Annotated in this window: 23 protein-coding genes; 11 read left to right on the top strand and 12 right to left on the bottom strand. The window is 38.3% G+C overall.

Annotation, left to right across the window (positions count from 1 at the left end):
* Positions 1-4 precede the first annotated feature (4 nt).
* Positions 5-1771 carry a 1-deoxy-D-xylulose-5-phosphate synthase gene (locus Q2T41_RS10660; protein ID WP_304436070.1) on the top strand — a complete coding sequence of 589 codons (1767 nt, stop codon included), beginning with the start codon at positions 5-7 and terminating at the stop codon, positions 1769-1771.
* Positions 1768-2895: a DUF3078 domain-containing protein gene (locus Q2T41_RS10655; RefSeq protein ID WP_304436069.1), complete on the top strand. Its 1128-nt coding sequence runs from the start codon at positions 1768-1770 to the stop codon at positions 2893-2895. The genes Q2T41_RS10660 and Q2T41_RS10655 overlap by 4 nt, the downstream gene beginning before the upstream one ends.
* Here Q2T41_RS10655 and dgt read toward each other — a convergent pair.
* The gene (gene dgt / locus Q2T41_RS10650) at positions 2892-4235 is read right to left on the bottom strand and encodes a dGTP triphosphohydrolase (RefSeq protein ID WP_304437430.1); all 1344 of its coding nucleotides are present in this window, start codon (positions 4233-4235) and stop codon (positions 2892-2894) included. The two genes, Q2T41_RS10655 and dgt, sit on opposite strands and share 4 nt — an antisense overlap.
* Before the next feature lie 158 nt (positions 4236-4393).
* Here dgt and Q2T41_RS10645 point away from each other — a divergent pair, with 158 nt between their 5' ends.
* From Q2T41_RS10645 to Q2T41_RS10630, 4 genes are all read left to right on the top strand, one after another.
* On the top strand, positions 4394-4771 hold the full coding sequence (locus Q2T41_RS10645; protein ID WP_304436068.1) for a carboxypeptidase-like regulatory domain-containing protein: 378 nt from the start codon (positions 4394-4396) through the stop codon (positions 4769-4771).
* A 271-nt stretch (positions 4772-5042) separates the two neighbouring features.
* Positions 5043-6245 (top strand): porin, encoded by a 1203-nt coding sequence (locus Q2T41_RS10640; protein WP_304436067.1) that lies wholly within the window; start codon positions 5043-5045, stop codon positions 6243-6245.
* Between the two features lie 74 nt (positions 6246-6319).
* Positions 6320-8620: an inorganic phosphate transporter gene (locus tag Q2T41_RS10635; RefSeq protein ID WP_304436066.1), complete on the top strand. Its 2301-nt coding sequence runs from the start codon at positions 6320-6322 to the stop codon at positions 8618-8620.
* A gap of 51 nt (positions 8621-8671) precedes the next feature.
* The gene (locus Q2T41_RS10630) at positions 8672-9388 is read left to right on the top strand and encodes a DUF6503 family protein (RefSeq protein ID WP_367186857.1); all 717 of its coding nucleotides are present in this window, start codon (positions 8672-8674) and stop codon (positions 9386-9388) included.
* Between the two features lie 2 nt (positions 9389-9390).
* Here the strand turns inward: Q2T41_RS10630 and nadD are convergent, their stop codons facing one another.
* From nadD to Q2T41_RS10600, 7 genes are all read right to left on the bottom strand, one after another.
* Positions 9391-9975, bottom strand: coding sequence for a nicotinate (nicotinamide) nucleotide adenylyltransferase (nadD, locus tag Q2T41_RS10625; RefSeq protein ID WP_304436065.1), 585 nt, complete (start codon positions 9973-9975; stop codon positions 9391-9393).
* Between the two features lie 10 nt (positions 9976-9985).
* Positions 9986-10561, bottom strand: coding sequence for a guanylate kinase (gmk, locus tag Q2T41_RS10620; protein WP_089258673.1), 576 nt, complete (start codon positions 10559-10561; stop codon positions 9986-9988).
* On the bottom strand, positions 10562-11419 hold the full coding sequence (locus tag Q2T41_RS10615) for a YicC/YloC family endoribonuclease (RefSeq protein ID WP_304436064.1): 858 nt from the start codon (positions 11417-11419) through the stop codon (positions 10562-10564).
* 127 nt (positions 11420-11546) lie between these two features.
* Complete coding sequence (locus Q2T41_RS10610; protein ID WP_304436063.1) at positions 11547-12374, bottom strand: 3-keto-disaccharide hydrolase; 828 nt, start codon at positions 12372-12374, stop codon at positions 11547-11549.
* 15 nt (positions 12375-12389) lie between these two features.
* Positions 12390-12791, bottom strand: coding sequence for a 3-keto-disaccharide hydrolase (locus Q2T41_RS20785; RefSeq protein WP_367186856.1), 402 nt, complete (start codon positions 12789-12791; stop codon positions 12390-12392).
* On the bottom strand, positions 12782-13126 hold the full coding sequence (locus Q2T41_RS20780) for a 3-keto-disaccharide hydrolase (protein ID WP_367186855.1): 345 nt from the start codon (positions 13124-13126) through the stop codon (positions 12782-12784). Before Q2T41_RS20780 ends, Q2T41_RS20785 begins: the two co-directional genes overlap by 10 nt.
* A 12-nt stretch (positions 13127-13138) precedes the next feature.
* Complete coding sequence (locus Q2T41_RS10600) at positions 13139-14191, bottom strand: sugar phosphate isomerase/epimerase family protein (protein ID WP_304436062.1); 1053 nt, start codon at positions 14189-14191, stop codon at positions 13139-13141.
* 160 nt (positions 14192-14351) lie between these two features.
* Here Q2T41_RS10600 and Q2T41_RS10595 point away from each other — a divergent pair, with 160 nt between their 5' ends.
* Positions 14352-16058 carry a GMC oxidoreductase gene (locus Q2T41_RS10595; RefSeq protein ID WP_304436061.1) on the top strand — a complete coding sequence of 569 codons (1707 nt, stop codon included), beginning with the start codon at positions 14352-14354 and terminating at the stop codon, positions 16056-16058.
* A gap of 60 nt (positions 16059-16118) precedes the next feature.
* Positions 16119-16577: an ASCH domain-containing protein gene (locus tag Q2T41_RS10590; RefSeq protein ID WP_304436060.1), complete on the top strand. Its 459-nt coding sequence runs from the start codon at positions 16119-16121 to the stop codon at positions 16575-16577.
* Between the two features lie 48 nt (positions 16578-16625).
* Here Q2T41_RS10590 and Q2T41_RS10585 read toward each other — a convergent pair whose 3' ends face one another.
* The 4 genes from Q2T41_RS10585 to Q2T41_RS10570 form a co-directional block, all read right to left on the bottom strand.
* Positions 16626-17765, bottom strand: coding sequence for a Gfo/Idh/MocA family protein (locus Q2T41_RS10585; RefSeq protein WP_089258659.1), 1140 nt, complete (start codon positions 17763-17765; stop codon positions 16626-16628).
* Positions 17766-17898: 133 nt separating this feature from the next.
* Positions 17899-19128, bottom strand: a complete 1230-nt coding sequence (locus Q2T41_RS10580) for a nucleoside permease (RefSeq protein WP_304436059.1) — start codon at positions 19126-19128, stop codon at positions 17899-17901.
* Positions 19129-19572: a DinB family protein gene (locus Q2T41_RS10575; RefSeq protein ID WP_304436058.1), complete on the bottom strand. Its 444-nt coding sequence runs from the start codon at positions 19570-19572 to the stop codon at positions 19129-19131.
* A gap of 17 nt (positions 19573-19589) precedes the next feature.
* A complete protein-coding gene (locus tag Q2T41_RS10570) occupies positions 19590-20582 on the bottom strand; it encodes a sugar phosphate isomerase/epimerase family protein (protein ID WP_304436057.1) in 993 nt (330 codons plus the stop codon).
* Positions 20583-20755: 173 nt separating this feature from the next.
* On the opposite strand from Q2T41_RS10570, the gene Q2T41_RS10565 reads away from it, so the two are divergent.
* The 3 genes from Q2T41_RS10565 to Q2T41_RS10555 all read left to right on the top strand — a co-directional run bounded on the left by Q2T41_RS10565 (position 20756) and on the right by Q2T41_RS10555 (position 24114).
* Positions 20756-22468, top strand: coding sequence for a GMC oxidoreductase (locus Q2T41_RS10565; RefSeq protein ID WP_304436056.1), 1713 nt, complete (start codon positions 20756-20758; stop codon positions 22466-22468).
* Complete coding sequence (locus Q2T41_RS10560; RefSeq protein ID WP_304436055.1) at positions 22468-23115, top strand: gluconate 2-dehydrogenase subunit 3 family protein; 648 nt, start codon at positions 22468-22470, stop codon at positions 23113-23115. The genes Q2T41_RS10565 and Q2T41_RS10560 overlap by 1 nt, the downstream gene beginning before the upstream one ends.
* Positions 23116-23196: 81 nt before the next feature.
* Positions 23197-24114 carry a hydroxypyruvate isomerase family protein gene (locus tag Q2T41_RS10555; protein ID WP_304436054.1) on the top strand — a complete coding sequence of 306 codons (918 nt, stop codon included), beginning with the start codon at positions 23197-23199 and terminating at the stop codon, positions 24112-24114.
* Positions 24115-24576: the final 462 nt, after the last annotated feature.

Raw genomic sequence — 24576 nt, 5'->3', positions numbered from 1 at the left:
CAAAGTGAAAGCTATTCTAGAACATATAGACTCCCCTAAAGATCTCAGAACCTTAAATTTTGAGGAATTGACTCATTTGGCGTTTGAACTACGGCAATTCATTATAGATATAGTATCTGCCAAAGAAGGACATTTAGGTGCCAGTCTTGGTGTTGTGGAACTTACCATTGCCTTGCATTACACATTTAATACCCCTACGGACAAATTAATTTGGGATGTGGGTCACCAGGCCTATGGCCATAAGATTCTCACGGGAAGAAAAGCTATTTTTGATACCAATAGACAATTTGGAGGCATTAGCGGATTTCCCAAAATGGAGGAAAGTGAGTATGATGCTTTTGGTACGGGGCATAGCTCTACCTCAATTTCCGCACTTTTGGGCATGGCATTGGCCGCAAGGCTACAGGGCAATTTTACACGCCAGCATATTGCGGTAATCGGAGATGCATCCATTGCCAGCGGCATGGCCTTTGAAGGGTTGAACCATGCGGGGGTGACCAATGCAAATATTTTGGTGGTTTTAAATGATAATGCCATGGGTATAGACCCAAGTGTGGGAGCGTTAAAAAAATACCTTACCAATGTTAAGACCGGAACGGCAAAGGAAGAAAATATATTCGAATGCTTAAACTTTCATTATTCCGGTCCGGTAGACGGCCATAACCTACCCCTATTGATCAGCGAACTGGAGCGATTAAAAAAAATTGAAGGCCCCAAGTTATTGCATGTCATTACCACAAAAGGAAAAGGGCTGAAGAAGGCAGAAGAAAACCAGGTTGTTTACCACGCCCCGGGCAAATTTAACAAACAGACCGGCGAACTTGAAAAAAGTAGCACGAACGCACAACCTCCTAAATTTCAGGATGTGTTTGGCAGGACATTGGTAGAACTAGCACTTAAAAATGATAAAATAGTAGGATTAACACCTGCTATGCCCACAGGGAGTTCTATGAAATTTATGATGGATGCATTGCCTGAACGCGCATATGACGTTGGAATAGCCGAGCAACATGCAGTAACCATTGCGGCCGGCATGGCTGCAGATGGATTAATTCCTTTTTGTAATATATATTCCACATTTTTACAACGTGCCTATGATCAAGTAATCCATGATGTGGCGTTACAAAACCTTCCGGTTATTTTTTGCTTGGATCGGGCAGGTCTGGTAGGTGAGGATGGGCCTACCCATCATGGTGTATATGATATAGCCTATTTAAGGTGTATTCCTAATTTAATAGTATGTTCGCCCTTGAACGAAATTGAACTGCGTAATATCATGTACACGGCGCAACTTGGTTTACATGGGCCTATTGCTATTAGATATCCTAGAGGAAGGGGCTCTATAGTAAATTGGCAACAACCAATGAAAAAAGTGGCCTTAGGCAAGGGTCAACAATTAAGAAAAGGAAACCATATAGCCATTCTGAGCACCGGCCCTATAGGAAACAACGTAATCGAACTCCTAAACGAAATAGATTCCGGATCCAAGATTGCGCATTATAATTTTCCATTTATTAAACCCTTGGACAAGAAGTTGCTAAAAGATATTTTTCAAAATTTTGATCATATCATTACATTGGAAGATGGGGCGGCCATTGGCGGTTTTGGCAGTGCGGTGCTAGATTTTGCAAATAATATTGAAATGAATAAAATTATTAAGATATTTGGTATCCCAGATGTCTTTATACCCCATGGGCCTACCCTAGAATTGTATAAAGAGGCAGGGATAGATAAGATGTCCGTAAAAAAATATGTACAACAGTTTCTATGAAAAGGATAATTTCAATATTTCTTCAAAATTTATTCCCGTTGTTTTTTTTGGTTGCATTGGCAACCCAGGCCCAGGATACCATACCGGCACCAATTATTGTAGATAGTGTGTATTTAGATAGTACGGCGGTAGATACCATTGTCATCCGCCGGACATTGGATAAGATCTATTCACCCAAGAAGGACGTTAACCTGCAAATACCAAACATAGATTTTAAGAAAACCAAAACCTTACAAAAAGGCTTTCAACGATTTAGGGTGCCCTCTTTCTGGGAAACCGAAAATAGTTTTGGTATCAATATTAGTGAAGTTGCTTTTGTCAATTGGAACGCAGGTGGAGATAATGCCGTAAGTGGATTAGGGTTCTTAAAATTTGCAAGAAAGTACAAATTCAATAATTTTCAATGGGAAAACAACCTAGAGCTTCGCTATGGATTAAATGCACAAGAAGGACGTAAGCTAAGAAAGACCGAGGATGTAATACGATTAAGTTCAAATTTAGGCTTTAAGAAGGATAATACCAGTAGATGGTTTTACTCGGTACAGCTCAATTTTAATACCCAGTTTTCCAACGGTTATAAATATCCCGATAGGGATACCCCAATTTCAAGGTTTATGGCACCAGGTTATCTACTGTTTGGGGCGGGTACCTCATTTATAACAAAAGACGAAAAGTTTAATCTTTATCTATCTCCCCTAACCCAAAAATCTACTTTTGTTTTAGACCAGGATTTGGCGGACAATGGGTCGTTTGGTGTACAGGAAGCCGTTTTAGACGCGGATGGTAATGTAATAACCCCAGGTGAAAACCATTTGCTGGAAATTGGTATACTTATAACCAACAACTTCAATTATACCCTAGCAGATAACATTGAATTAAAAAGTAGGGTAAACCTGTATACGGACTACATCAAAAGCTTTGGTAATATTGATGTAGATTGGGAGCTAAACCTACACATGAAGGTCAACAAATACATAAGCACAAGTCTGGGCACCCAATTAATCTATGATGACGATATCCTATTTGATGTGGTAAAAAACGACAATGGCACAATTGTAGACCCCGGCACTCCTAAAATACAGTTTAAACAAGTATTGGGCGTAGGTATACTTTATGGCTTTTAAAGCTGCTTTCCTTTGATCTTGGTATGAATATGTACGGCAGCACTATCGGAAAGACTTGCCACATAACTACAGGTGTTCAATAAAATTTCATAGATAGAGCCCTCAGTTTGCCTATATGGCCCAGGTAAGGTCCGTAAAATTAATTTATGGTAATTAGACACGTTCCGTTCTTTTTTACCGATTAACGCTGCAATATAAACCTCAAGAATATCAGATATAATGGTATACCCCGCAATTTCCTTTTCTACCACTTCTTGAGCTTGGTAAATATTCTGTATGCTTAAATTGATGATATCTTCAATTTGGGCCTTATACTTACTTTTATCCATCAACGAACAGTCAAAAGTACCATTTAGAATACTGTCTTCGTTCGCTATAAAAATAGCAACCGCATCTTGGATCAAGGTATTAATGGCCAATGCACGCAAATAACTTAACCTATCTTCCATAAATTCCAAAGAATTGTATTTTTTGGTATTAATGGTATCCTTCACAAGTTTTATTAAATATTCAAGTGCATAATCTTCTGAGATAAGTCCAAGGTTTATACCATCTTCAAAATCAATTATGGTATAACAGATATCATCTGCCGCTTCTACCAAGAATGTCAATGGATGCCTCCCATAGGATATGGTATTAGTAGAACCCCTAAATGGTAATCCAAGATCTTCCGCAACATCGTTAAAAATCAGTTTTTCACTTTGGAAAAATCCAAATTTTTTATCGCATATATGATCGGAAGGTTTTTTGGGAAGGGATTCTTTTGGATATTTCATAAACGCCCCAAGAGTAGCGTTACTAAGACGTAATCCACCAGTAACACCTGCCCTATTTTGGGTCAACAATCTAAATCCGTTCGCATTTCCTTCAAAATCAATAATATCTTGATATTCCACGTCAGATAACTGTTGTTTAAACCGAACACCATTACCGGTTTTAAAGTATTCACCGATTGCTTTTTCCCCACTATGGCCAAAAGGAGGATTTCCAATATCGTGTGCCAGGGCCGCAGCTGCAACAATGGCGCCTATATCATTGAACTTATATCCGTGTACTTCCTGTAAATAAGGATGTTTCTCTATTATCTTCTTCCCTGCAAGCCTTCCTAGACTACGACCAACTACAGAGACCTCCAGGCTATGGGTAAGTCTTGTGTGCACAAAATCTGTTTTGGACAATGGTATTACTTGTGTTTTATCCTGTAAACTTCTAAAAGCCGAAGAAAATATTATCCTGTCATAATCCACGTCAAAACCCAAACGGGTCTCATCCTGCTCATTGCGCAAGCGTTTATTGTTATCTCCCTGTCTACGTAATGAAAGTAATTGCTCCCAGTTCATTTGGTTTTTGTTTGAAGGCTGCAAGATACATTTTTTGCTTTTTCATAAATGGACCAAGCTTCTTTAAAAATAAAAACCGGAACCAAAATCTTAACCATAAGAACATATATTCATAATTGTGACCTAACCTTAACTTAACCTTGCAGTCATTTCTTTGCATGAAGAAATTTAAAGAATACATGAAAAGATTAGTTCTTTTATTCGCAATATTAATTGGTTCTTTAGTGTCCGCACAGGAGACTAGTGCTATTCAGGGTCAAATATTGGACGCTGAATTATTCAATGAGCCATTACTAATGGCTACGGTAACCATTAAGAATACTTCTATAAGTACCCACACTAATTTTAGGGGAAACTTTGAGTTTGATAACCTTACACCCGGTTCATACCAACTTTTAGTTCAATTTTTAGGTTATGAACCAATAGAATTACCTGTAACCGTTGCATCTGGTGAAACCAAGAATATACAGGCAAGCTTAAAGGCCAAAACAATGAGCATGGCAGGTTTATCAGCCCAAAAAACCTCATCCAGATAATATATTGATAATAGGTACGTCTACTATTCAGCATATATAAAATACATCTGATTTCCAACACTACTAGTTTTTGTCGACTTGGTTTTTTGAAATCATAAAGCTACCTGCCCGGTAGCTTTTTTTATGTGTCCAATGCAGAAGTCAATGATTGTTATTCAGTTAAAAATTCATTGTATAACAGAAGAGAGGCATAAAAATACAGGTTACTTTTAATTAAATATGAACTTAAAGTTCATTTCGGTAATTTTCAGTCGACAAAAACTAGTAGTGAATGAAGTATAACCTTTTTTGGTTTAGCCTTTTTTTGCTGTACTTCAGTACAATAAAAGGCCAGGAATCCAATGCTCCTAATTTTGGTAATGGATTGTTTAACCTTGTTGGAAAAGATAGTTCCTGGACAATGAAAGTTGGGGCACGTATGCAGATTCTGGCTACAAATACGTGGAACTCGGAGAATGGAGGCCTTACTGACCCGGAACAAAATTTTCTAGTAAGGAGAGCCAGGTTAAAATTTGATGGCTTTGCATATTCCCCCAAATTAGTATACAAAATAGAATTAGGACTTTCCAATCGTGACATTTCCGGAGCTTCTCAGTTTACAGGTAATGCCCCACGCTATATTTTTGATGCAGTGGTAAAATGGAATTTTTTCGAAAATTTTGTGCTTTGGTTTGGTCAAACAAAACTGCCCGGTAATATAGAGCGCGTAATTTCTTCCGGTAATTTATTGCAAGTAGACCGCTCATTATTGAATGGAAGGTTTACAATTGACAGGGATATGGGCTTCCAGTTAAGGCATAAAACCAATATAGGCCAAAAATTTTTGATTCGGGAGATTTTTGCACTATCACAAGGAGAAGGAAGAAATATTACGACCGGGAATTTGGGCGGACTGCAATATACATCACGATTAGAATTACTGCCATTTGGAGAATTTTTAGGAAGAGGGGATTATAAGGGAAGTGATTTAAATAGGGAAAAGACTCCAAAACTGATGATCGCTGCCACTTATGACACTAATCAGAATGCCGTAAAGTCGAGAAGTAACCAAGGCTCCTATCTATTTAATGATGTAGGATTTTTTGAGACCAATATCAATACCGTCTTTATAGATGCCATGTTTAAGTATAATGGTTTTTCGTTTATGGGTGAATATGCCAATAGACAGGCCAAAGACCCTATAGCTAAAAATTCTGATGGCTCTGCCACGGGGATTGTAGTTGATATGGGTAGCGGCCTAAATTTGCAATCAGGATATTTATTTGAAAATAACTGGGAAGTATCTGGCCGTTTTACAACTATTGGTTTAGATCAGGAAATAACAGGTCAAAATACTCAAAATCAATATACTTTGGGACTTTCAAAGTATATTGTGGGTCATAAACTTAAAGTGCAAAGTGATCTTAGTTATCTTTCACAAATAGCAAGCACGAATATTTTGACATATAGATTACAATTAGAAGTTCACTTCTAGTAAAATAATAACATTAACCTAACATTGCAGCCATTGGCGATAATGATATTTGCAAATTGATATCGAACGAAATTATGGATAATATATTTTTTTTAATGCTTATTGCACTTGCCGTACTGGCCATAGCAGATCTTGTGGTAGGTGTTAGTAACGATGCGGTAAATTTTTTGAATTCCGCCATTGGTTCCAAAGCTATTTCCTTTAAGACCATAATGATCGTCGCTAGTTTTGGAATTGCTGCCGGCGCTTTGTTTTCAAGTGGTATGATGGAAGTGGCAAGAAAAGGAATTTTTAACCCTGGTGAATTCTATTTTGATGAGATCATGTTCATTTTTATGGCCGTGATGATAACGGATATTCTATTACTTGATTTCTTCAATACCTTGGGCATGCCAACTTCAACTACGGTATCCATAGTTTTTGAACTATTGGGTGCGGCCGTAGCCATGTCATTGATTAAAATTGGTGCGGACAATGGTAGTTTTATAGATGTAATCAACTATATCAATAATGATAAGGCCATTCAGATTATATTTGGCATATTACTATCTGTAGTTGTCGCCTTTACCATAGGTGCAATGGTACAATGGGTATCAAGATTGCTCCTGTCCTATAATTTTGAAAAAAAACCTACATGGGTAGGTGCCCTTTTTGGAGGCTTTGCATTATCGTCCATGACCTACTTCATATTAATAAAGGGAATTGGCGGAACGGCTTTTGCCGGCGAATCTTACGACCTAATTGGGGGTATAACCATTAAAGAGTTTTTAGAAACCCAATTATTTGCTTTGGTAGGGGCAAACTTCCTGGTTTGGTCTACGTTTTCATTTATCTTAATGAAATTTGCCAATGTAAATATTTATAAATTGATTATTGGCGTTGGTACCTTTGCTTTGGCATTAGCTTTTGCCGGTAATGATCTCGTCAATTTTATAGGGGTTCCAATTGCCGCTTGGCAATCATATGAGGCATGGTTAGCCTCTGGGGTAGAGGCATCGGAATTCAGTATGGGGATTTTGGCCAACAAAGTCCCAACACCAACATTACTGTTATTTATAGCAGGTATGGTCATGGTCCTAACCTTGTGGTTTTCCAGTAAAGCCAAAAGTGTTGTCAAAACTTCCATAGACCTGTCCAGTCAAGAAGACACCAAAGAAAGGTTTCAGCCTAACTTCTTGTCAAGAGGGTTGGTTCGTTTAGCCATTTCATTATCAACGGTCTTAACGAACGCAATTCCAAGATCCCTTCAGGAAAAGATAGATAAGCAGTTTAACAAACCTGTAATTTCCCTATCAAAAAAGAAGGTCCATGAACTTCCGGCATTTGATATGGTACGTGCTGCCGTAAACCTTATGGTAGCCGGCATATTAATCTCTATTGCCACATCTTACAAATTACCGTTATCTACAACCTACGTTACTTTTATGGTTGCAATGGGTACTTCACTTGCCGATAGAGCTTGGGGTGCTGAAAGTGCGGTATATAGGGTTGCCGGGGTGCTCAATGTAATAGGTGGATGGTTTGGAACCGCCATTATAGCATTTATAGCCTCTGGAATCATTTTAACCTTGATCAGTTTTGGAAAGGGTGCCGCGTTGGCAGTACTATTGTTTGCCGCCATTTTATTATTGGCAAGAAATTATATTTCACATAACAAGAAAGCCAAGGAGTTAAAAGCGGAAGATTCGCTTAACAGGGCAGAGAGCAGTTCTATACAAGGGGTAATATTTGAAAGTGCCATGAACATTTCCAATGTTCTTAAAAGAACCAATAAAATTTATACCAACACTATAAATGGTTTGGCCAAACAGGACGTAAACTTGCTTAAAAAGAACAAAAAACAAGGTGAAAAACTCTCTAATGAAATTGATGACCTAAGAGACCATATTTTCTATTTTATCAAAAACCTAGATGAAAATAGCGTTGGGGCCAGTAATTTTTACATTAATACTTTGGGCTATTTAACAGATATTGCTCAATCTCTTGAATATATTGGAAAAGTTAGCCATAAGCATGTAAACAACAATCACAAAAAATTAAAGTATAACCAGATCAAGGAGTTAAAGCAAATAGATTTAAAATTGGAGGAAATATTGAATCAGACACAAGATGCTTTTTCAAATCAATCTTTTGAACAAATTGGGAATGTACTAAGTCAGAAACAGGAGCTTTTCCAGATGGTATCCGATAAGATTCAGACACAAGTGGCAAGAACAAGGACGGAAGAATCCAGTCCAAAAAACACCACCCTTTATTTTTCACTCTTATTGGAAACTAAGGATTTAATGACATCCGTAATGAATTTACTACAGCAATATCACAATGAGCACGATAGCTCCGTAGCACCGGCTACGATAGAATCGCCTAAAAAATAATACCGCTGTCACTCATTAAAATAATAAGTACCTTGTCCTCATAAATAGTATATGATGACAAGGTATTTTTATTTGGCCACACTACTATTCCTTTCTTTTTACACTAAGGGCCAAGAACTAACAGGGGAACAATTACTTGAAAATGCCATTTCCTTTCATGATCCACAGGACAATTGGAACACATTTAAAGGCAAGTTGCTTATTGTAATGGAATCTCCCAAAGCAACTTTGCGCAGCACACTAATTGAACTGGACCTACCCGCAACCTATTTTAAATCTACCGTAAAAAGGGATGATTACACCATAGAATCAGAACTACAAAAAGAGCATTGCGTTTTAAAATACAATGGCAAAACCAATATTGCCCAACAGGTTAGGGATAGCTTAAGAATTACCTGCGACCGCACTAAACTAATGAAGGATTATTATACGTATTTATATGGCCTGCCAATGAAATTAAAAGATCCTGGTACCCTTATTGACCCCAAGGTGGTGAAACGCACATTTAAAGGAAAAGATTACTTAGTACTGAAGGTCAAGTATGAAAAAGAAGTGGGGCAAGATACTTGGTATTTTTATTTTGATCCAAACACCTATGCCATGGAAATCTATCAATTTTATCATGATGAAAGTAAGAACGATGGGGAATATATTCTTTTGACCGATTTATTAACGATAAATGATATAAAATTTCCAAAAACCAGGGCATGGTATTACAATAAGAACGATACCTATCTTGCCACTGATAAGTTACGAATACCACAATAGAATTAACGATAAAAATTCATTTCATCCATATATTTCCAGACTTCCGGCGGTAACATGGGTCTTATATTCTTACCATTTTTATGTGCTTTTCTAATAAAGGTCGATGAAATTTCCATTATTGGCGCATTGACCCTGTGTATTTTTTCATGTGTTTTAAACCGGTGTTCCACAACTCCTTGTGATACTCTTGGGTAAACATAAATAGCATGGTTTTCCAAAATAGTTTCATAATTTTTCCATTTATGAAATCCTTTTAGATTGTCCTCACCCATAATTAACGAAAAAGTGTATTGGGCAGGATGTTTGTCCATTAAGTGTGCAAGTGTATTTACGGTATAATTGGGTTGTGGTAAATCAAACTCAATTTTACTGGGCTTTAATTTTTGATAATCAACGGTAGCCTCATAAACCATTTCATACCGGTGATTGTTGTCCAAAAGTGTTTTTTTGGTTTTAAACGGACTTTGCGGAGTTACCACGAACCAAACCTCATCCAAATCTGAAAACTCCACCATATGGTTCGCTATGACCAAATGACCTATATGTATAGGGTTAAACGTTCCAAAGTATAAACCAATATTCTTCATTGAAACTATTTTAATCCTCCCTTACGAAATCCGCCACAAGGTCAACGGCCTCTTTTAAGGCAACATCTAGATCATAATTCTTGATAATCTTATCAAATTGTGGAGCAGTTGCCAATTCTACGGATGCTTTTGCAATACGCATATTAATTTTATCCTCACTCTCTGTACTTCGTTTCTTAAGTCTGATCTTAAGTTCATCAACACTGGGAGGTTTCACGAACACTGCCAAGGTTATATCTGGAAATTTTTTCTTGATTCTTAGACCGCCTACCACATCAATATCAAAAATAACGTTCTTACCCTCGGCCCAAAGGCGCTCTACTTCACTCTTAAGTGTACCGTAAAAATTATCCCTGTATACTTCCTCCCATTCTAAAAAATCATCGTTTTTTATATGGTTCTTGAACTCGGAAACGGACATAAAATAATAATGTTCCTTATTCTTTTCCTTTCCTCTTCTAGGTCTTGAAGTAGCAGAAACAGAAAAGGCCAAATTCAATTCGGGTTGGGCCAATAGGTGACGTACAATGGTAGTTTTTCCACTTCCTGAGGGTGCAGAAAAAATAATTAATTTTCCCCCTTTCATCTATAATACATTTAACATTTGTTCCTTAATCTTTTCCAGCTCATCTTTCATTTGAACTACTAATTGTTGCATAGGTGCGTAATTGGCCTTAGAACCAATTGTATTGATCTCACGGCCGATCTCTTGAGAAATAAAGCCCAATTTTTTACCGTTACTATCACTTGAACGCAAGGTTTTTCCAAAATAATCAAGATGGTTGGCCAGTCTTACCTTTTCTTCGGTGATATCATATTTTTCCAAATAATAGATGAGTTCCTGTTCAAATCTGTTCTCATCCAAATCGGTCTTTAGGTCTTGAACGGCTTTCTCTAATCTTTCTCTTATGGTTGCTTGACGTTCTGGATCAATGGCCACCACATCTTTCAACAATTGTTGTAAAATGGCAATACGATCCAAAAAATCCTTTTCTAGTACACCGCCTTCTTCTGACCTAAAGTTATTGATTTCAACCAAAGCCCCTTCCAGTGCCTTTTTAATTGCTATATACTCTTCCTCGTCAATATCTTCCTTTGCGATTTTCATGGCATCTGGGAATCTAAGCGCCATTTCCAATAATCTTAGGTCATCACCTGTGGCAATATTTTTTAACTGTCCCATATATTGCTTTACCGCGACCTCATTTACTTGAGAAGTAGTTTCATCACCGGTAAGTTCAACATATAGACTAAAATCTACCTTACCGCGCACCAAGGAGTTGGCTATTATCTTTCTTAGCTCCAATTCCTTTTCCCTATAATTTGAGGGCATACGGGCATTTAAATCAATACTCTTACTATTGAGCGATTTAATTTCTACCGTAATTTTTTTATTGGGCAATTGTATTACATGCTTACCGAAACCGGTCATGGATTGGATCATATACGCATTTTAAATTTTAACAAAGGTAAGGTAAATGTAAAATTCAGGTTTTATAGTAACCTTGTAATAGAAAAAAGGAGCAAACAGCCTATGGGTCGTTTACTCCGTTAAAGCATTTTTTAATAGATTATAGTTCCCTAATCCATATATTCCTAAAGCTCACACGACTATCGTCCCCATGATCTTGCAACAATAAGGGGCCCTTGCCGTGAGGGGGATTTTTGGGCCAACCTATATAAGGAGTAGTACCTTTTAGCTCTACGTGATCTTGTACAAGAACTCCGTTATGAATAACGGTAATATCACCGGATTTTATCTTACCTCCTTCGTTGTTAAACTCAGGGGCATGATAGATAATATCATAAGTATTCCATTCTCCAGTGGGTACAGAAGCCATGGCCAATGGCACATGTTGTTTGTAGATTGAAGCCACTTGGCCGTTTACATAAGTTGGGTTGTCATTTTGGTCCAATATCTGAACTTCATAAATGCCATTAAGAAATACACCGCTATTTCCCCTGTTTTGACCTTTGCTTTGCACAGGCAAAGGAGATTTCCATTCAATATGCAATTGAACGTCACCAAAATTTTGCTTGGTCTGTATATTACCCGTTTTATCATTAACGGTCATACTGCCATCATCATTTAAATGCCATTTTGCGGCAGTACTATCATTGGCACTGATCCAGTTTTCCAAACCTGTACCATTAAAGAGTACAATAGCATCACTTGGTGGTGCCCCATTTACACTTGGTTTTACCACAGGAACCTTTGGCTCATAAAACTCCGTTTCCTCTGGTGTGGTAGGTTCATCACCCGTATATTCCTCATGTACAATAACGTTGTCCCCCGCTTCGCTCTCTATGGCGTCTACCTGCTCTACCTGAACTTTTTCTTTACAGGATGTAACCCCTAACATCAGGGCGATAATACTAAATAAACAGAAATTTTTCATGAATGTGTGCTTAGGTTATAGTTGTTTTATTTTGATGTTTCTAAAGGATACAACATTACCATGATCCTGTAGACCGATTTTACCAGTTTTAAATGTTCCAAACCCATCCCAACCTGCAAATTTAGAATTGGCGACCATGGCATTCCATTCCTCATTCGTTATGGGGAAAGTCACCATTTCCGTACCGTTCAACAATACTTTTCCACGGTTGTTCTTGTGGTCTACGGTCAATTCCATGGTATTCCATTCCCCAACAGGTTTCGTAACATCTTTTGCCGGTGGCACCATATCATATAAAGCACCCGCCTGGTGGGTGGTACCAGCTTTGGCATCTGGGTGTTTGTCATTGTCCAAAATTTGTATTTCAGGTCCGGTTTGGTATCCGGTCTTAAATTTTTCATCTTCATTTACCCCCAAAACACACCACTGTTTCCACCTTCGGATATTTTCCATTCCAAGGAGAGGACAAAATCGGTAAATTCCTCTTTGGTAACCAAATCGTGATTTACTCTTTTCTCTCCTTCACTAGGCGGCGTATACACCAAGGCATCGCCCTGTATGGTCCATGCACCGCTTACGGAATCACTTTGAAATTCTTTCCATTTGTCCAAGGAAGAACCGTCAAACAAAATTTCCCAATCATTTTTAGGCATTTCCACCTCAGCCACATTTGCTTCTGTAGCCTCTTTTTTTTCCTGCTTACATGAAGCAATTAACAACAATACCGCAACACCTAATACTACTTTTTTCATTCTTGCTTTAATTTATAGTCCTAACATTTTTTTCAACATCTCCTTGTCAATTTCCGCGCCTGCAAAATCATCAAAGGTCTTCTCAGTAGCCTCAATGATGTGGTCAGAAATAAATTTGGCCCCTTCACGAGCACCTTGCTCAGGACTTTTAATACAACACTCCCATTCCATTACCGCCCAAACATCACAACCATATTGGGTCAACTTGGAGAATATGGTCTTAAAATCAATTTGTCCATCGCCCAAGGAACGATATCTGCCCGCTCTGTCTCCCCAATCATTATAACCACCAAACGCACCTTTCTTTCCTGTAGGATTAAATTCCGAGTCCTTTACGTGAAAGGATTTTATAAATTCATGATAGTGGTCTATATAGGCAATATAATCTAATTGTTGTAAGACAAAATGGCTTGGATCGTAAAGAATATTTACTCTTTTATGGTTACCCGTAGCTTCTAAAAAACGCTCAAAAGTATCTCCGTCATGTAAATCTTCCCCTGGGTGAATTTCATAACACACATCTACCCCTTCCTTATCAAAATGATTTAATATCGGCATCCATCTTTTTGCCAGTTCTTCAAAACCCATTTCTACGAGACCGGCAGGTCGTTGGGGCCAAGGGTGCATGGTATGCCACAATAAGGATCCTGAAAACGTAGCATGTGCCTTTAACCCTAGCCTTCTACTTGCTGTGGCCGCTTTTTTTACGGTTTCAACGGCCCATGCCGTCCTTGCTTTAGGGTTGCCGTGAACATTTTTTGGGGCAAAGGAATCGAACATTAAATCATATGCCGGGTGAACGGCAACTAATTGGCCCTGTAAGTGTGTAGAGAGTTCGGTGATCTCCAACCCGTACGAATTAACCTTCCCCTTCAACTCGTCACAATACATTTGGCTTTCTGCTGCTTTATCCAAATCGATCAAAAAACTTTCCCAAGTGGGTATTTGTATTCCTTTATATCCCAAATCGGCCGCCCATTTACACATACCATCCAAGGTATTGAATGGAGCTTTACTATCTACGAATTGAGCCAAAAATACCGCTGGACCTTTAATTGTTTTCATAAATTTTTATACTATCGGTTATTTTAATTAGTTAGTTGTACCAATTCCTCAAATATGTCAATTTATCTTATATTTAAGAATTCTATAACACAATTCTGAACACCTTGAAGAATTGCTATAAATATAAGGATTACCAAAAGAAAAAGATAAAAATTAAGGCATGAATCAAGATGAAGTTTACGATGCAATTGTAGTTGGAACTGGAATAAGTGGTGGTTGGGCCGCAAAGGAATTAACAGAGAACGGTTTAAGAACATTGGTTCTTGAACGCGGTAGAATGGTAAAACATATAGAAGATTACCCCACCATGCATGATGACCCATGGGATTATCCTTTAAAAGGGGAACTATCCAAGGAAGAAAAGAAAAATTTCCCTGTACAATCTAGGGTAAACTGGGCGCCAAAACAGGATGTAAAGCATTTTTTTGTCAATGATTTTGACCACCCCTATGTAGAGACCAAACGTTTTGATTGGATCAGGGGCTATCAAGTTGGGGGTAGGTCTTTAACATGGGGGCGGCAGAGTTATCGTTGGAGCGATATAGATTTTGAAGCGAACAAAAAGGAAAATATTGGTGTTGATTGGCCTGTTAGATACAAGGATATTTCACCTTGGTATGATAAGGTTGAAGAATATATAGGAGTCAGTGGTGAAAATTTAGGCTTGGAGGTATTGCCCGATGGTAAATTTCAGCCGGCCATGAAACTAAATTGTGTGGAAGAGGATTTTAAGAAACTGACTTCTGAAAAATTTGATGACGGACGGTTAATTACCATTGGCCGTACTGCGCACATCACCGACCCAAATGCCAATTTTGAAGGCAGGGGCACCTGTCAAAATAGGGACCGATGTTGGAGGGGCTGTCCTTTTGGAGGTTATTTTAGCAGTAATTCATCTACCCTACCGGCAGCGGAACGTACAGGTAATATGACCTTACGGCCAAACTCCATCGTCTACGAAATCATATATGACGATGCTACAAAAAAAGCTACCGGTGTTAAGGTCATAGATGCGGAAACCAATGAACAATTGGTATTCAAGGCTAAAGTGATTTTTCTGTGCGCATCTGCCATGGCATCCGTAGGTATCTTATTACAATCTAAATCTGAACGTTTTCCCAACGGGCTTGGCAATGATTCTGATGCCTTGGGACGTGGTATCATGGACCATCATTATAAATTGGGCGCATCTGCCAAGGTTGACGGCTATTTAGATAAATATTACAAGGGTAGACAGCCTACCGGATTTTATATTCCACGTTTTGTCAATTTAAACGATAAGACCAAAAAGGACAATTATGTACGTGGGTTTGGTTATCAAGGAAGGGCAAGTAGGGGCGACTGGAGCGAAACCATAGCCGAAATGAGCTATGGCAAAGATTTAAAAGACCACATTCTTAAACCTGGCCATTGGACCATAGGGGTAACAGGATTTGGGGAATTTTTACCCTATGACGACAACCGTGTAACACTAAGCCCTACGAAAAAGGATAAATGGGGACTTCCACAATTAGCTTTTGATGTGGAGTTCAAGGAAAACGAATACAACATGCGGGAAGACATTAAAAAAGAAATTGTAAAAATGTTCAAAAGCGCCGGATTTAAGGGTATAAGCGCCTATGACCAGAAAACCGGTCCTGGATTGGGCATTCATGAAATGGGTGGCGCACGTATGGGGCATTCTCCCAAAACTTCCATTGTCAATAAACACAACCAAGTGCATCTTGTTCCTAATGTATACGTCACAGATGGGGCGTTTATGTCTTCCTCAAGCTGTGTAAATCCTTCTTTAACCTATATGGCATTTACCGCTAGGGCGGCAAACCACGCCGCAGAACAATTAAAATTGGGCAAATTCTCATCATAAAGTAATTTTGAACATCGCATTCATTTAAATAATATCAATTTAAAAAGATAATTTATAGCTATGGAAAATGCTTCGGCAAGAAATATGTGGGGAGATTATTTAGACTCCCATTTGGAACATGCTTTTAACGAAAGTCCAAAAACCCTTTATTTTGGGGATAATGAAAAAGACGCAGATGAATTGGCGGCATTGGCTAAAAATGGCAGCAAAAAAGCTACGTCCCATTCCTTGTTAGGTTTACAACATAGAAATGAAGCACTTCCTAAAATAGGTGAATTTATAGTCGTTACAAATTGGAAAGGCGAAGCACAATGTATTGTGCGTACAACGGCCGTAACCCTAAAACCCTATTTTAGTATAAATGCATCTTACGCTCAATTGGAAGGTGAAGGCGACAAGTCCTTGGATTACTGGAAAAAAGTACACTGGGACTATTATACAAGGGAATTAAGTGCCTTTGACAGGGAACCAAAGGAAAGTATGATTATTGTTTGTCAAGAATTTGAAAAAGTATTTTAAAACAAAGAGCCGCTAATAGCGGCTCTATTTCATTGTAGGTCTTTCCTATTAATCTTCTAAACTTACCCAAACATTTCCATTCTTATTGGAATCTACCGTCGCTTCAATAAAATTCATTCCGCGCACGCCATCTGTCATTGTTGGGAATTCACCGTCATTATATGCTTGCCCCCTAATAGCTTTTGCGACTCCTTTATAAATATTGGCCATAGAATCAAATATTCCTTCTGGGTGGCCTGCCGGTAATTTAGTACCGTCCAAAGACAATTCAGAGTTATAGGCATGCCCCGGTTTATAGACCTGGGTAGGTTCCGTATCACTTAATTTATATAAGAAGTTAGGTCGTTCCTGCTCCCATCTAAAAGCTCCTTTTTCTCCATAAATGGCTATGGCCAATCCGTTTTCTTCCCCAGTAGCTACTTGACTACCTCTAATAACCCCTTTTACATGGTCTCCCATACGGATCAGTACCGTTCCATCCACATCCATCTTATTGTCTTCATACAGGTAATTAAAATCGCAAAGCAATTTGTTGACTTTAAGTCCCGTAGTATATTCCACCATGTTAAAGGCATGTACGCCAATATCTGCCATACATGAACTAATACCAGCTTTAGTGGGGTCTAACCTCCAAACGGAAGATCTTTTCTCCTTATCATGTATTATGGTATTGATCCAACCTTGATAATAGACCGCATCTACTTTATGAATTTTACCCAAAGCACCCGCTTTGATCATCTCACGCATTTGACGAACCATAGGATACCCTGTATATGTATGGGTCAATGCGAAGACCGTACCTGCTTTTTCATGTGACTTTTGCAAATCCTTTGCTTCTTCAAGAGAAGTGGTCATTGGTTTTTCGCAAATAACGTGAAATCCATTGTCCAATAATTTCTTGGCCATTGGATAGTGTAAGAAATTAGGGGTTAGAACTGAGCAGACCTGTATACGTTGATCCTCAGGTAATTTCAATTCCTCCTCAATTAGAGTATCAAAGTCTTTATAAATTCTATTCAAGGGAACATCAATCTCCTCGGCAAAGGCCTTGTTGGCCTCAAAATCAGGATTGAAAACTGCTCCTGTAATTTCATAATTGTCATTGATTTGTGAGGCTACCCTATGTAGTACACCTATTAGGGAATCGCCTCCCCCTCCTAATATTCCTAATCGTATTTTCTTTGGCATTTTAGTTGTTGTTTAAATTGAAAAATTTATAAATTGTATCCTAACGGATGGTTTATCTTTTTTGGTTATTGGTTTTATTAGTATATCTAGTGGACAGAAATCAATTTTCAGGCGTTTAAATTAAAGAATTTATCTAAGACTGATAATCTATTTTCTCGGTTTTAAAGAAAATTGCGAACAATACAAATACAACAAAGGCAAATCCTGCGGGATACATCCAAATAGTCTTCCAAATATGTGTTCCGTCCTCTAAGAGATACCATGTAGAAATTTTTCCCGCTATCCAAAAACCGATTAACATACCTATACCATAAGTTGCAAGGGTAATCAGCCCTTGTGCTGAACTTTTATATGCCTCCCCGGCCTTACTGTCCGTATAGATTTGGCCGCTCACAAAGAAAAAATCATAGCATATACCATGCAAGGCAATGCCAACAATCAACATAAAACCAAGTTCGTTAACATCGCCATAAGCAAATAATATATAGCGCAATACCCATGCGCCCATGGCCACCAATATTGTTTTCTTAAAACCGAACTTTGTAAAAAAGTAAGGTAGAAGTAACATAAAGGCAATTTCAGAAATTTGGCCAATAGTCATTTTACCGGTTGCATTATCCATACCAATTTCAACAAGAAACGGGTTAGCATTTTGATAGTAAAATGCCAATGGAATACATATTAAGACCGATGACAAAAAAAACACCAAAAAATTTCTATCCTTAAATAAGCCTAAAGAATCCAACCCTAAAATTTCCTTGATCGTAACATTTTTGGAACGTATTAGCTTGGGCGGTGTTTTTGGTAGTGTAAAGCTGAACAACCCCAAAAGTAATGAGGCTAATGCGGTCATTAAAAAAGTGTTTTTTAGAAAGCCCTGTTCTATGGATTCTCCCTTATCCCAATGAAATATAAAGCTAATGGAAAGTCCTGCAACGATCCAGCCCAAGGTTCCAAAAACCCTGACCAATGAAAATTCCTTTGCAGGATTTTTCATTTGATTAAAAGAAACGGAATTTACAAGGGCCAATGTAGGCATATAAACAATCATATATGCCAAGACCAAAATATAGAATCCTTCAAAAGCCGAGCTTTCGTACATTAAATACATAAGAACCGCCCCTAGCAGATGCAATACTCCTAAAATCTTTTCCGCATTAAAATAACGATCTGCAATAATACCTATTACAAATGGTGCAATAATGGCTCCCCAAGATTGCGTGGAAAAGGCCAAGGCAATTTCCCCGTCCGTAGCCTGTAAATTATTTCCTAAAAAAGTTCCTAGGGTTACGAACCAGGCCCCCCAAATAAAAAACTCCAGGAACATCATTGAGCAGAGTTGTGCCCTCACCGCATTTTTCATTTATCTTTTATAATGAATGTAATCCAGGCCAATAGGATGTTCTCCTTGAACTCTAAAATCTACCGCTATTTGTCCTCGATGGTTCGTTGAATGATTTATGATGTGAAAAAGTATATCCTGTAAGGTATTGGTAGATAGCCTCCCTTCACTATTTTCATAGTCTATTCGCCTATCAAAATTATCGGCGTTGGAAATGATCTCAAATGAACTTCGTTGATTTTCATAGTGAATATCTGCCCAATCTTTTAGATCATGCTCTTGCCAAACTTGAAAATCACTGGGTTTTTGCAAAATTCTTGCATTCCAGATATGGTGTGCATTTAAAATGTGACAGAACAACCTACTAATATATGGCGGAACGTTGTTCAAGGCCAGACATTTTTCTATCAGCTTTTTGTTACAGTGAAAATTGTAATCGAATAATTCATTGAAAAATGGTTCCATACACTAGTTCATGTAGATTATTCTATTTCGTTGGCGGCCTTCAGAAGCAAATCCCTTGTTGCAATTATTCCATCTTCCTCACTAATTTCCGACCCTTCATATTCCACGCCTATATAACCGGTATATCCTGCATCCTTAACAATTTTCAACATTTTCACATAGTCTATACCAGTGTCATAACCATCGGCATCAAAATTGTTGGATTTTGCACTCACCGCCTTCGCATAGGGCATTAATTCCTTTACACCCTTGTATTTATCATACTCCTTAACACAATCCCAACTATTTGGCTTGCGCTCTATACAGAAATTACCAAAATCCGGTAAGCTTCCACAGTTGTCCATATTTACCGTTTCCATAACTTTTGCATGAAGTTCTCCGTTAGAGGATAAACCTCCATGATTCTCCACCAAAACGTTAATATTCTTCGTTTTGGCATAAGTTGCCAATTTAGTTAGACCGTCCACAGAATTTTTGATCCATTCCTCCGGTTCATTACTTCCATTTAAATTGACCCTAATTGCATGACAACCCATAGCAGCAGCCGCATCTACCCATTTTTTATGTTTTTCAACGGTCTCATTTCTTTCCGCTTCATCGGAAACTGCTAAATTACCTTGGCCATCGATCATGATCAGCACATTGGTCATTCCATGCTTTTTGGCTTCAGCGTTGGACTTTGCCACAAAATTGGCCATGGCCTCCTCAGAATAATTTGCACTCTCCAACTCTGGGTTATATAATTGACTTACATATTCCAAACCGGTAAAGCCCCAGTTTTTAGCCTTTTCCGCAAAGGTATAAGGGTCTACGCCGTCTTCTCTGATCATTTTATGCATAGACCATTGGGCCAATGAAAGCTCAAAGAAAGGTTCAACAGTGCTGGCCGTGGAAGTTGTTTCTGAATTTTCTACATTTTCTTTTTTCGTTTCCTTACAGGCGTAAGTACCTAGTAACGAGATTCCAATACCTACTAAGGAGGCAATTTTTACAAATCTTTTTCTTTTCATTTTTGGTTGTTTGTTGTTGTTTGAAAATATAATTATTGCAATGAACGTTAAAATTCCCAGTAAGTTCATTAAACTGACTACATGCTAGTTTTAGCGAATTTCGCAATAAGAATAGACATTAAATGTATAGAATTAATTTTATATTTAATAAATTTAGAGGATAAACAACTTTTATGAGCAAATTTTATTACAATGAAGAGCAAGAGTCCTATGACGCTATAGTTGTAGGAACTGGAATTAGTGGTGGCTGGGCCGCTAAAGAGCTGTGTGAAGCAGGGTTAAAAACATTGGTATTGGAACGCGGTCGTATGGTAAAACATATAGATGATTATGTGACCGCAAATAAAGATCCATGGGATTTTCCAAATGCAGGGGCACCTACCAAAGAAATTTTAGAGCAGCAACCAAAACAGAACAGAACCGGCTATACTACCAATCAGGCCAGTAATATGTGGTTTGTAAATGACAAGCAACATCCATATAACGAAACTAAACGTTTTGATTGGATGAGAGGGTATCATCTAGGTGGGCGCTCCCTACAATGGGGCCGTCATAGTTACCGCTGGAGCGATATTGATTTTACCGCTAATAAAAATGAAAAAATAGCAGTGGATTGGCCCGTTCGTTATAAGGATATAGCACCTTGGTACGATAAGGTCGAAACATATATAGGAGTAAGTGGGGAAAATCTAGGACTGGAGCAATTGCCTGACGGTCAGTTTCTTCCTATGATGGACCTGAACTGTGTAGAACAGGAATTTAGGGAAAAGGTAGCGGAAAATTTTAACGGCCGTGTAGTAACTGCCGGTAGGGTAGCTCACCTAACAGGCACCAAACAGTTTGATGGCAGAAGTAAATGTCAATTTAGAAATAGATGTATTCGCGGATGTCCTTTTGGAGCGTACTTTAGTAGTTTATCATCTACCCTACCTGCTGCGGAAGCTACAGGTAACATGACGTTAAGACCAGACTCTATCGTTCATGAGGTAATGTACGACCCGAATACGAAGAGGGCAACCGGGGTAAAGGTCATTGACCGTGTTACCAAAGAAACCTATGAATTTAAGGCTAAGGTTATATTCCTTTGTGCATCTGCCATAGCATCCACGTCAATATTAATGCAATCTAAATCAGATACGTTCCCTAACGGCATGGGTAATGCATCCGATCAATTGGGACGTAACATTATGGACCATCATTTAGGCGTTGGTGCCCGTGGAAAATTTGATGGTTTTGAAGACAAATTTTACAAAGGAAGAAAACCGAACGGTATCTATATACCGCGTTTTAGAAATTTAGGTGGAGATTCCAATAGATCTGATTATAAGCGTGGTTTTGGTTACCAAGGTGGTGCTTCTAGAGGAAATTGGGAGGACAGTGTTGCCGAATTGGCCTATGGTGCCGATTTAAAGGATGCTATATTGAAACCGGGCGGTTGGCAATTTGGCATGACCGGATTTGGTGAGGTTCTTCCCTACGAAGAAAATAGATTTACCCTTGACTATGATAAATTAGATGATTGGGGACTACCAACTGTAACCTTTGATGCAGAATTCAAGGAAAACGAATGGAAAATGCGAGAGGACATGAAACAGTCTGCCGTGGATATGTTGACCAAGGCAGGATTAAAGGATGTAACGCCGTATGACAATCCCGGTGCATTAGGATTAGGTATCCATGAAATGGGCACCGCACGTATGGGACGGGACAGAAAAACCTCTGTACTGAACGGAAACAATCAGTTGCATGACGTGCCTAATGTATATGTAACTGACGGTTCATTTATGACCTCGGCCAGTTGTGTAAACCCATCATTGACCTATATGGCATTTTCAGCAAGAGCGGCAAACCATGCTGCACAAGAACTTAAAAAAGGAAATATATAATGGATAGAAGACGCGTATTAAAAAATATGGGGCTGTCACTTGGATATATGGTGGCCACTCCAACCTTACTAGGTCTTGTACAAAGTTGTAAGAGTGAACCCGCAATAACCTGGACGCCAGAATTCCTATCACAGGACCAAGGTGCCATACTTACCAAATTGGTAGACCTTATTTTACCAAAAACGGATACACCGGCCGCTTCTGAAGTACAGGTAGATGTTTTCATAGATAAATTTGCCAATGAAGTAATGGAAAAAGAGCAACAAGAGCTCTTTACGATGTCCATGAACAAATTTGTGGAAAAGGCGTTGGCGGATTCAGGTAAAGAAAATATAACGGATTTGACAACGGACGACTTGGAGCCTGTTTTAGCAAGTTCATTGAAGTATTCCAAAGAGGACCAGACAAAAATGCAAGATGCTATTACCAGTTATTCTGAAGCCTTAGCAGAAGGTAAAACTTCTACGTTAGATGATGAAACTACAAGATTTGCTTTTGCGAACAATCTTCGTGGTCTTACTATTTGGGGCTATAAAGCCTCTGAATATGTTGGCGAAGAAGTATTGGCCTATTTGCCCGTACCAGGTGAGTATATTGCCTGTGGTGATGCCCAGGAGCTCACTGGAGGCAAAGATTGGTCATTATAAATAACATTGATCAACCATTAACAAGAGCCAAGAGATAGATACTTCTACCACTTGGCTTTTTTAGTTTAACACCTTTTTGAAATGAAGCGAAGAAATTTTATGCAAAAAACCGCACTAGGTACTAGTGCTCTTACAATAATGAGTCCTTTGGCGTTTGCAAATTCCAACAAAGAAACCATGTCTAGGTATAACTTTAATTTAAAATATGCCCCTCATCTTGGTATGTTCAACAATCATGCTGGAGACGATCCCATAGATCAAATACAATTTATGGCCGATCAAGGTTTTACAGCGTTTGAGGATAACAATATGATGAAGAGAGATGTGGCCATGCAAGAAAAAATAGGTGCTGCCTTGGCAAAGAGAGGTATGACTATGGGCGTCTTTGTAATAGACAAGGGCGGTAACATGGCAAACTCGCTCGCCGCTGGTAAAGAGGATTTTATCAATATTTTTTTAGACGGATGCCGAAAGGCCGTTGAAACGGCCAAACGGGTCAATGCAAAATGGATGACCGTAGTTCCCGGCGGCTATGAAAGATCGTTACCTATTGGAATACAAAATGCAAATGTAATAGAAGCATTACGCCGTGGAGCAGAAATATTGGAACCGCATGGCCTTACAATGGTTCTTGAACCACTTTCTGATTCACCGGATCTTTATTTACAAACTTCAGAACAAACATATCTTATCTGCAAAGGGGTCAATAGTCCATCCTGTAAAATTCTTTATGATATCTACCACATGCAAAAAAATGAAGGGAACTTAATTCATCATATGGATTTGACATGGGAAGAAATAGCATATATCCAAATAGGCGACAATCCTGGTAGAAAAGAGCCCACCACTGGGGAAATCAATTACAAAAATGTATTTAAATGGATTCACCAAAAAGGATTTAAAGGAGTATTGGGAATGGAGCATGGCAATTCTATATCAGGAAAAGAAGGAGAGACTTCGTTAATAAATGCATATAAAGAGGTAGATAATTTTATTTGAATTTTTCGGTATTAAAATAGTAACAACCTGACTTTTTCAAAGTCGGGTTGCATTTCAACGAAAAATAATCAACTATTCGTTGAAATACATAATTTACATGTAAGAAATAACTTACTTTTTCGTTATTTTGTATATGTCCCAATACCTACATACCCTCGCAATATACGTCATATTACTAATGGCGTCTAAAGTATCTTATATCGTGTATAAAAAGATACGATCAAAAGAATTTGCAACCCAGCGTTTGCTTCTTGTACAACATTGGAAAAATTTTACGTCTATACTAAAGTTGTTTATTAACAGTTTATTTAACGATTTAATCAAGTTTCCATAATCCAAACTTACGTTTTTACCGTATATAATCTAATACTAAACACTTAGGCTATGGACCCTTACATCACCATTTTGATCATTTATGTAGTGGCGTTGTTCTTTACAACGGCGATCAAACCCTATATAAAG

Origin of the sequence: Maribacter confluentis (assembly GCF_030505015.1) — a bacterium.
Taxonomy (GTDB): Bacteria; Bacteroidota; Bacteroidia; order Flavobacteriales; family Flavobacteriaceae; genus Maribacter; species Maribacter sedimenticola.
The sequence above is the reverse complement of the archived record's forward strand: the minus strand, read 5'-3'. Positions and strand labels throughout refer to the sequence as shown.

Excerpts from the sequence above, each read along its gene's own strand:
- Q2T41_RS10655 (WP_304436069.1), top strand. The coding sequence starts at position 1,768 with ATGAAAAGGATAATTTCAATATTTCTTCAAAATTTATTCCCGTTGTTT.
- dgt (WP_304437430.1), bottom strand. The coding sequence starts at position 4,235 with ATGAACTGGGAGCAATTACTTTCATTACGTAGACAGGGAGATAACAAT.
- Q2T41_RS10645 (WP_304436068.1), top strand. The coding sequence starts at position 4,394 with ATGAAGAAATTTAAAGAATACATGAAAAGATTAGTTCTTTTATTCGCA.
- Q2T41_RS10640 (WP_304436067.1), top strand. The coding sequence starts at position 5,043 with ATGAAGTATAACCTTTTTTGGTTTAGCCTTTTTTTGCTGTACTTCAGT.
- Q2T41_RS10635 (WP_304436066.1), top strand. The coding sequence starts at position 6,320 with ATGGATAATATATTTTTTTTAATGCTTATTGCACTTGCCGTACTGGCC.
- Q2T41_RS10630 (WP_367186857.1), top strand. The coding sequence starts at position 8,672 with ATGATGACAAGGTATTTTTATTTGGCCACACTACTATTCCTTTCTTTT.
- nadD (WP_304436065.1), bottom strand. The coding sequence starts at position 9,975 with ATGAAGAATATTGGTTTATACTTTGGAACGTTTAACCCTATACATATA.
- gmk (WP_089258673.1), bottom strand. The coding sequence starts at position 10,561 with ATGAAAGGGGGAAAATTAATTATTTTTTCTGCACCCTCAGGAAGTGGA.
- Q2T41_RS10615 (WP_304436064.1), bottom strand. The coding sequence starts at position 11,419 with ATGATCCAATCCATGACCGGTTTCGGTAAGCATGTAATACAATTGCCC.
- Q2T41_RS10610 (WP_304436063.1), bottom strand. The coding sequence starts at position 12,374 with ATGAAAAATTTCTGTTTATTTAGTATTATCGCCCTGATGTTAGGGGTT.
- Q2T41_RS20780 (WP_367186855.1), bottom strand. The coding sequence starts at position 13,126 with ATGAAAAAAGTAGTATTAGGTGTTGCGGTATTGTTGTTAATTGCTTCA.
- Q2T41_RS10600 (WP_304436062.1), bottom strand. The coding sequence starts at position 14,191 with ATGAAAACAATTAAAGGTCCAGCGGTATTTTTGGCTCAATTCGTAGAT.
- Q2T41_RS10595 (WP_304436061.1), top strand. The coding sequence starts at position 14,352 with ATGAATCAAGATGAAGTTTACGATGCAATTGTAGTTGGAACTGGAATA.
- Q2T41_RS10590 (WP_304436060.1), top strand. The coding sequence starts at position 16,119 with ATGGAAAATGCTTCGGCAAGAAATATGTGGGGAGATTATTTAGACTCC.
- Q2T41_RS10585 (WP_089258659.1), bottom strand. The coding sequence starts at position 17,765 with ATGCCAAAGAAAATACGATTAGGAATATTAGGAGGGGGAGGCGATTCC.
- Q2T41_RS10580 (WP_304436059.1), bottom strand. The coding sequence starts at position 19,128 with ATGAAAAATGCGGTGAGGGCACAACTCTGCTCAATGATGTTCCTGGAG.
- Q2T41_RS10575 (WP_304436058.1), bottom strand. The coding sequence starts at position 19,572 with ATGGAACCATTTTTCAATGAATTATTCGATTACAATTTTCACTGTAAC.
- Q2T41_RS10570 (WP_304436057.1), bottom strand. The coding sequence starts at position 20,582 with ATGAAAAGAAAAAGATTTGTAAAAATTGCCTCCTTAGTAGGTATTGGA.
- Q2T41_RS10565 (WP_304436056.1), top strand. The coding sequence starts at position 20,756 with ATGAGCAAATTTTATTACAATGAAGAGCAAGAGTCCTATGACGCTATA.
- Q2T41_RS10560 (WP_304436055.1), top strand. The coding sequence starts at position 22,468 with ATGGATAGAAGACGCGTATTAAAAAATATGGGGCTGTCACTTGGATAT.
- Q2T41_RS10555 (WP_304436054.1), top strand. The coding sequence starts at position 23,197 with ATGAAGCGAAGAAATTTTATGCAAAAAACCGCACTAGGTACTAGTGCT.